Origin of the sequence: Gordonia sp. (in: high G+C Gram-positive bacteria) (assembly GCF_012515855.1) — a bacterium.
GTDB lineage: Bacteria > Actinomycetota > Actinomycetes > Mycobacteriales > Mycobacteriaceae > Gordonia.
This window is the reverse complement of record NZ_JAAYXO010000233.1, coordinates 1-4,751: the sequence shown is the minus strand read 5'-3', so window position 1 is coordinate 4,751 and position 4,751 is coordinate 1. Positions and strand designations below refer to the sequence as shown.

General features: G+C 69.1%; 5 protein-coding genes and 1 pseudogene. All 6 read left to right on the top strand.

The genetic code is table 11. The annotated features are described in order from the left end of the window. Positions 1–356, top strand: a pseudogene (locus tag GX543_RS17025) (nitrite/sulfite reductase); the annotation flags it as partial. Positions 357–366: 10 nt separating this feature from the next. After that, entirely contained in the window at positions 367–1,098 is a 732-nt protein-coding gene (locus GX543_RS17020; RefSeq protein ID WP_290853657.1) for a phosphoadenylyl-sulfate reductase, read from the top strand. Further along, entirely contained in the window at positions 1,077–2,057 is a 981-nt protein-coding gene (cysD, locus tag GX543_RS17015; RefSeq protein WP_290853656.1) for a sulfate adenylyltransferase subunit CysD, read from the top strand. Before GX543_RS17020 ends, cysD begins: the two co-directional genes overlap by 22 nt. Beyond that, positions 2,057–3,409: a GTP-binding protein gene (locus GX543_RS17010; RefSeq protein ID WP_290853655.1), complete on the top strand. Its 1,353-nt coding sequence runs from the start codon at positions 2,057–2,059 to the stop codon at positions 3,407–3,409. Before cysD ends, GX543_RS17010 begins: the two co-directional genes overlap by 1 nt. Beyond that, complete coding sequence (locus GX543_RS17005) at positions 3,409–4,134, top strand: sirohydrochlorin chelatase (protein ID WP_290853654.1); 726 nt, start codon at positions 3,409–3,411, stop codon at positions 4,132–4,134. The genes GX543_RS17010 and GX543_RS17005 overlap by 1 nt, the downstream gene beginning before the upstream one ends. Position 4,135: 1 nt before the next feature. Beyond that, positions 4,136–4,750, top strand: a complete 615-nt coding sequence (locus GX543_RS17000; RefSeq protein WP_290853653.1) for a hypothetical protein — start codon at positions 4,136–4,138, stop codon at positions 4,748–4,750. The last annotated feature ends 1 nt before the right edge of the window (position 4,751 follow it).

The following is a 4,751-nucleotide window of genomic DNA, read 5'->3' as shown; positions in this document are numbered from 1 at the left end:
TGGTGCCGCAGCTCGAAGAGCGGCTCGCCGAGCTCAATCAGGACCTCGACGTGCCGATCACCATCAACTTCAACGGCTGCCCCAACTCCTGCGCCCGCGTGCAGGTGGCCGACATCGGCCTCAAGGGTCAGCTGATCGACGACAACGGCACGCCGGTGGAGGGCTTCCAAGTTCACCTGGGCGGCAGCCTCGGGTTCGACATCGGATTCGGCCGCAAGCTCCGCCAGCACAAGATCTACGCGTCCGAGGCCAGCGACTACATCGAGCGCCTCGTCCGCAACTTCATCGCGGGTCGCACCCCCGGCGAGCGCTTCGCCGAATGGGCCGTCCGCGCCGACGACGCCGAGCTGCAGTGAGGGAAGGACGATGACCATCACCACGAATGACCTGACCGAACTCCAGGCGATCGCCGAAGCAGGCGCCGCACAGCTCGGACCCGACGCGACCGCCGAGCAGCTGCTGCAGTGGACCGCCGAGACCTTCGGATCCGACTTCATCATCGCCGCCAACATGCAGGACGCCGTCCTGATCGACGTCGCCGACAAGGCGATCGAGGACAAGGACGCCGTCGGCGGCAAGTTGAAGGCCCTGTTCTTGGACACCGGCTACCACTTCGCCGAGACCCTCGGCACCCGCGACGCCGTCGCCCAGGTATACGACCTCGACCTGCACAACGTGACCCCGGAGCACACCGTCGCCGAGCAGGACCAGCTGGTCGGCAAGAACCTGTTCGCGAGCGACGCGGCGCAGTGCTGCAACCTCCGCAAGGTGGTTCCGCTGCGCGGGGCGCTGGCCCCGTTCCGGGCGTGGGTCACCGGGATCCGCCGGGTCGAGGCGCCCACCCGCGCCAACGCACCGCTGATCTCGTTCGACGACGCGTTCGGGATCGTCAAGATCAATCCGCTCGCCGCGTGGAGCGACGAGCAGTTCCAGGAGTACATCGACGCCCACGGCGTCCTGGTCAATCCCCTGGTCGACGAGGGGTACCCGTCCATCGGGTGCGAACCCTGCACAAACAAACCAGCCGCCGGAGCCGATCCGCGCAGCGGCCGTTGGGCCGGCAGCGCCAAGACAGAATGCGGGTTGCACGCATCATGACCATCTCTGAGAACCCCGTCGCGACGTCCACCGAGGTCGCCGACGCCCACCGTCCCGAGCCTGCCGAAGGGTTCACCACCCTCGACGCACTCGAGTCCGAGGCCATCCACATCTTCCGCGAGGTCGCGGGCGAGTTCGAACGACCGGTGATCCTGTTCTCCGGCGGCAAGGACTCCACCGTGCTGCTGCACCTGGCGCTCAAGGCCTTCTGGCCGGCACCGCTGCCGTTCTCGCTGCTGCACGTCGACACCGGGCACAACCTGCCCGAGATCATCGAGTTCCGCGACGAGATCGTCGAGCGTCACGGGTTGCGGCTGCACGTCGCGAGCGTCGAGGAGTACCTGGCCGACGGTCGACTCACCGAGCGCCCGGACGGCATCCGCAACCCGCTGCAGACTATCCCGCTGCTCGACGGGATCAGCGACAACCGCTTCGACGCCGTCTTCGGCGGCGCCCGCCGCGACGAGGAGCGCGCCCGCGCCAAGGAGCGCATCTTCTCGCTGCGCAACGCCTTCGGTCAGTGGGATCCCAAGCGTCAGCGCCCGGAACTGTGGAACCTCTACAACGGTCGGCACGCGCCCGGCGAGCACGTCCGCGTGTTCCCGCTGAGCAACTGGACCGAACTCGACGTGTGGCGCTACATCGCCCGCGAGCAGGTGCTGCTGGCACCGCTGTACTACGCGCACGAGCGCGAGGTGTACGAGCGGGACGGCATGTGGATGACCTCCGGCCCGTGGGGCGGCCCGCGCGACGGCGAGACCGTCGAGACCCGCATGGTCCGCTACCGCACCGTCGGCGACGGCTCCACCACCGGCGCCGTGCTGTCCGACGCCACCGACAACGAGGCCGTCCTGGCCGAGGTGGCCGCATCGCGTCTCACCGAGCGCGGCGCCACCCGCGGCGACGACCGCGTGTCCGAGGCAGCCATGGAAGACCGCAAGCGCGAAGGATATTTCTGATGAGTGACCCCAACCTCGCCCAGCGCGACGGCGCCGTGAGCGCGCCGATCCAGTACCGCAACGCCGACCTGCTGCGCATCGCGACCGCAGGATCGGTGGACGACGGGAAGTCGACCCTCGTCGGCCGCCTGCTGTACGACACGAAGTCGGTTCTCGCCGACCAGATCGACGCCGTCACCAAGGCGTCGGTGGATCGCGGCATGGACACCCCCGACCTGTCGCTGCTGGTGGACGGCCTGCGTGCCGAACGCGAGCAAGGCATCACCATCGACGTCGCCTACCGCTACTTCGCGACCCCGGCGCGCTCGTTCGTCCTCGCCGACACCCCCGGCCACGTGCAGTACACCCGCAACACGGTGTCCGGCGCGTCGACCGCACAGCTGGTGATCCTGCTGGTCGACGCCCGCAACGGCGTCGTCGCGCAGACACGTCGCCACGCGGCCGTGATGGCACTGCTCGGCGTTCCGCGCCTGGTGCTGGCGGTGAACAAGATCGACCTCGTCGACAACCCGGCGGAGGTCTTCGCGACCGTCTCGGCCGAGTTCGAAGAGATCACCTCGGCGCTCGGCTACTCGTCGGATCAGGTCCAGGAGATCCCGGTGTCGGCGCTGCGCGGCGACAACGTGGCCATCCGGTCGGAGAACACCCCGTACTACGACGGGCCGACGCTCATCGAGCACCTCGAGACGGTGCCGAACGAGCTCGACCGCGGCGACGTGGGTCTGCGCTTCCCCGTGCAGTACGTGATCCGCCCGCGCACAGCCGAGTACCCCGACTACCGCGGCTACGCCGGTCTGGTGTCGGCGGGCAGCGTGTCGGTGGGCGACGACGTGGTGATCCAGCCGTCCGGCATCCGCACCACCATCGCGAAGATCGACACCCCCGACGGCGAGCTCGCCACCGCGCACACCGGCCGCAGCGTCACGCTGCTGCTGGCCGACGACATCGACATCTCGCGCGGTGACATCATCGCGTCGGCCGCCGATGCCCCCGAGCCCGCACAGCAGTTCACCACCACGGTGTGCTGGTTGTCGGAGAAGCCGCTGCGCGCCGGTGCGCGTCTGCTGCTGAAGCACGGTGCCAAGACCACGCAGGCCATCATCGGTGGCCTCGACGCGGTGTTCGACGAGCAGAACCTGGCTCTCCTCGACGCCCCGGAGTCGTTGGAGCTGAACCAGATCGGTCGGGTGTCGCTGCAGACCGCCGATCCGATCGCGGCCGACGACTACGCCCGCGACCGGGACTCGGGCAGCTTCCTGCTGATCGACCCGCAGGGCGGCAACACGCTGGGTGCGGGCCTCGTCGGCGATGCGCTCGACGCGCTGAAGTTGTCAGCGCCCGCGACGGTCTAGTGACAACCCTGGTTCTGGCCGCGCACGGCAGTCGCGATCCGCGTTTCGACGTCACCTCCCGCCGGGTGGCCGACGCCGTGCGGATCGCGCTGCCGGACGTGCGGGTGGAACTCGCGTATCTCGACCTGACCGCTCCCCTGCTCACCGACGTCCTCGGCGAGTTGTCGGGCGACGTCGTCGTGGTGCCGCTGCTCTTCGGCGACGGCTTTCACAGCAAGGTCGATCTCCCGGCGCTGCTCGACGACGCCGTCGTCGCGAATCCCGCACTGCGGGTGCGGCAGACGCCGGTGGTCGGACGGTATTCGCCGGTGCCTGCCCTGGCCGACCGGTTGTCGGAGGCGGGTCTGGGCGACCGCGACGGCGTGCTGATGCTCGCTGTCGGGTCGTCGGACACGACCAGCGACGCGTCCGTGATCGAGCGCGGGCACGAACTGTCCGGGGTGCTGGGCCGCCCCGTCTGCACGCTGTTCGCGACCCGCCTCGGACGCGACGGCGCCGCGGTTCGCGACGCCGTCGACGCGCTGCTGCGCGCCGGCGCGGAACGCATCGCGGTGAGCCCGCTGTTTCTCTCGGCCGGGTTGCTGACCGACCGCGTGGAGCGCTACCTGGACGCGCTCGACGTGCCGATGGTCGTCGCGGGTCCGGTCGCCGAGCACCCCTGCCTGGTGGGCGCGGTGACGCGACTGCATGCCGCTGCCGCAGCAGCCGTGCGTACAGTTGCATGACGTGGCAAAGAATGCGAACGGGATTCCGCTGGCGTCCGTTCTGATCCCGATCGGGATCGGCGCTTTGCTGTGGATCACATCGATGCTCGGTTCCTTCTTCCGACTGGACCTCTCGCTGCTGAACCTCATCGCGGTCCCGCTGATGTGGGTGTTCTGGCTGCTCGGCGTCAACCTGATGATCGCCGGCGCCGTGGTGCTCTTCCGTCGGTCGCCGTCGCGTCGTGGGAGCGTCGGCAGCGTGGTGGGCGCGCTGGCCATGGCCGTCGTGGTGGTTGTCGTTTTCGCGACCGTCGGCATGTGGTCGACGATGGCGCCGCGAACGTGGTTCGCCACCCACCGCGCCCTCTACCAACAGGCCCTGGCCACCGATCCCGGGACCGAGTACTACGGCACCGCGCTCCCCGTGCACCTGCGCTTCCTCACGTCGAACGGGCATGTGTCGGCCCACCGCTCGAACGCCCGGTTCTTCCCCCAGTGGATCGGGTTTCCCGACGACGCCGGTGGCTACTGGTACAGCCCCGATCGTTCGCCCGAGGGATTCGACATGTACGGCATGCTCTGCGACGCCCCCGCCGACCTCGGCGGAGGCTGGTGGATGTGCGGAATGCGGGACTGAC